Origin of the sequence: Testudinibacter crocodili (genome assembly GCF_006228025.1) — a bacterium.
Taxonomy (GTDB): Bacteria; Pseudomonadota; Gammaproteobacteria; order Enterobacterales; family Pasteurellaceae; genus Chelonobacter.
On the sequence record NZ_VDHF01000147.1, the window covers coordinates 1 to 2,749 of the forward strand.

At 44.1% G+C, this 2,749-nt stretch carries 2 protein-coding genes; one reads left to right on the forward strand and one right to left on the reverse strand.

Translation table 11 applies throughout. The features are described 5' to 3' along the window. Nucleotides 1-89 precede the first annotated feature (89 nt). Nucleotides 90-1,553, forward strand: a complete 1,464-nt coding sequence (gene nagE / locus FHQ23_RS11930) for an N-acetylglucosamine-specific PTS transporter subunit IIBC (RefSeq protein ID WP_139614516.1) — start codon at nucleotides 90-92, stop codon at nucleotides 1,551-1,553. Between the two features lie 117 nt (nucleotides 1,554-1,670). Here the strand turns inward: nagE and kdgR are convergent, their stop codons facing one another. Next, complete coding sequence (gene kdgR, locus FHQ23_RS11935) at nucleotides 1,671-2,468, reverse strand: DNA-binding transcriptional regulator KdgR (RefSeq protein ID WP_139614517.1); 798 nt, start codon at nucleotides 2,466-2,468, stop codon at nucleotides 1,671-1,673. Nucleotides 2,469-2,749 lie beyond the last annotated feature (281 nt).

The window sequence follows — 2,749 nt, forward strand, 5'->3', positions numbered from 1 at the left end:
AATATAAACACTCTTTATGTAAAGATATTTTTCGAAGTGAAATATATTATCTATTTACTCGTTTTTATTATCCTTGAGAGAGGGAAATTATGTCTATTCTTAACTACTTACAACGCATCGGCAGAGCCTTAATGGTGCCGGTGGCTGCACTGCCGGCAGCAGCGATTTTGATGGGGGTTGGTTACTGGCTGGATCCAAACGGTTGGGGTGCCGACAGTCAACTGGCTGCCCTGTTAATTAAATCCGGTGCCGCCATTATTGATAATATGTCGTTGCTGTTTGCCGTTGGGGTGGCGTTCGGTATGTCCGAGGACAAACATGGTTCTGCCGCACTGTCAGGTTTGGTCGGATTTTTAGTAGTAACCACCTTGTTGTCACCAGGCGCTGTGGCCCAATTGGAAGGTATCGCACTTGACCAAGTGCCTGCCGCATTTGGCAAAATCAATAACCAATTTGTCGGTATCTTGGTCGGTGCAATTTCTGCCGCCCTGTATAATCGCTATTATAAAGTGCAACTGCCTCCGGCATTGGCATTTTTCAGCGGTAAACGCTTAGTGCCGATTGTGGTTTCGGTTACTGCAATCGTATTATCTTTCATTTTATTGTATGTATGGCCAATCATTTTTGGTGGTTTGGTCAGTTTCGGCGATTCTATCAAAGATATGGGGGCAGTCGGTGCCGGTATTTACGGTTTCTTCAACCGTCTATTGATTCCAATCGGCTTGCACCACGCCCTGAACTCCGTATTCTGGTTTGATGTTGCCGGGATTAACGATATTCCAAACTTTATTGGTGGCGCACAATCGCTGGCTGAAGGCAAAGCGGTTTTAGGCGTGACCGGAATGTATCAAGCCGGATTTTTCCCGATTATGATGTTCGGTTTACCGGGAGCTGCCTTGGCAATTTATCACATGGCAAAACCAGAAAATAAAGCTAAAGTGGCTTCTTTGATGATTGCGGCTGCATTGGCTTCTTTCTTCACCGGGATCACCGAACCATTGGAATTTTCCTTCATGTTCGTCGCCCCAGTGCTGTATGTGATCCATGCTCTGTTGACTGGGATTTCAGTGTTCTTTGCTGCCTCAATGCAATGGATCGCCGGTTTCGGTTTCAGCGCAGGCTTGGTGGATATGGTGTTGTCTTCACAAAATCCATTAGCACAAAACTGGTATATGCTGATCCTGCAAGGTTTAGTATTCTCGGTGATTTACTATGTACTGTTCACCGCCGCCATCAAAATGTTCCGTTTGAAAACGCCGGGTCGTGAAGCGATGCTAGAAGATGAACCGAGTGCCGCTCCAGTCACGCAAAACATTGGTCGTCGTGAGAAAGCCCAGCAATTTGTTGCGGCGCTGGGCGGTAAAGACAATATCAGCAGCATTGATGCCTGTATCACTCGCTTGCGTTTAGTGTTGCGTGATCGCAGTAAAATCAATGAGACTCAACTGAAAGCACTAGGCTCAAAAGGTAATGTCAAATTGGGTGACAATGCACTGCAAGTGATTCTTGGCCCGGAAGCCGAAATCATTGCGGATGAAATGAAAACACTTTAAATTGCTATTGTTAACTGGCGCAACCGCACTTTTATAATCAATCGATTTAAAAGTGCGGTTGACAAGCTACAGTATTAAGTAGCCTTAGTGTGGCGTCCTAACCTGACTAGGATAAACTCACTTATCGCTAGTCGTGGATGGGTAGTCGTGGAAACCTAACTGTTCGGAAATGTTTTTCCCAGCCTGTTGCAGCAGACCGACCAAGTGCTGTAGTTTATCCTCTTCAAAACGAATCGTCGGTAACGAAATTGATAACCCTGCGATGATCCGTCCAAAACGGTTGTAGATTGGTGCGGCAATACAACGCAAACCGGGTTCTTGCTCTTCGTTATCTTCTGCATAATGTTGTGACCGCACTTGCAGCAAAGCCTGTTGCAGTTGCTCGACGTTTTCTAGGGTTTTGGCGGTATGTTTCACAAATTCGACCGGTTGTAATACTTTTTGCACCTCTTCATCTGTGTAATCCGACAGCAGCACTTTGCCGATTGCGGTGCTGTAAAGCGGATTGCGTCGTCCGATACGCGATTGCATGCGCAAGTTGTAGCCGGAATCAATTTTGTGCAGATACACAATTTCTGTACCGTCCAATGCGCCTAAATGCAGGGCTTCGTTGGTTTGCTCCGAAATAACCCGCATCTCTTTATCCGCCAAGCTGATCAGATCCACATACTCCAACGATTTGGCACCCAACTCAAACAGTTTTAGCGTCAATCCATATTTGTCACTTTCCCCTTGCTGCGAAACAAACCCCAATGTTTTCATGGTTTGCAAAAAGCGATAGGTCGTGCTTTTAGACATCATCAAGCGCTGTGCCAGATCGGTAATTCCAATCTCTTTCTGCTCCGCCAATGCTTCCAAAATGCCAAAAACTTTTAAAACCGAAGAAACAGAGTCCGGCTGAGTATCTTTTTCCATAAATCCCTCTTGCGTTATATCGATTATGCTGCAGTTTACCACTGAATTATAGAAAGAAAATCCAGAAAAAACCATTTTTTTAAAATTGCTTTTCATAAAAAGCAAAGTCCAGCGTTTTTCGACTTAAACTTTACGCCACCTGATTTCCAAAACAATTAAAATAAAAATATAAAACATCTTTTTAAAAAAATTGCATATTGAATTTGTTTTTTGTATAGTAGTCGCAACAGAGAGATTTCAATGCAACTCTCAGACATTAGGGTCTGTTGATGTTTGTTTAT

What these genes read in the sequence shown, in the direction of transcription:
- nagE (WP_139614516.1), top strand. Translation starts at nt 90, where the DNA reads ATGTCTATTCTTAACTACTTACAACGCATCGGCAGAGCCTTAATGGTG.
- kdgR (WP_139614517.1), bottom strand. Translation starts at nt 2,468, where the DNA reads ATGGAAAAAGATACTCAGCCGGACTCTGTTTCTTCGGTTTTAAAAGTT.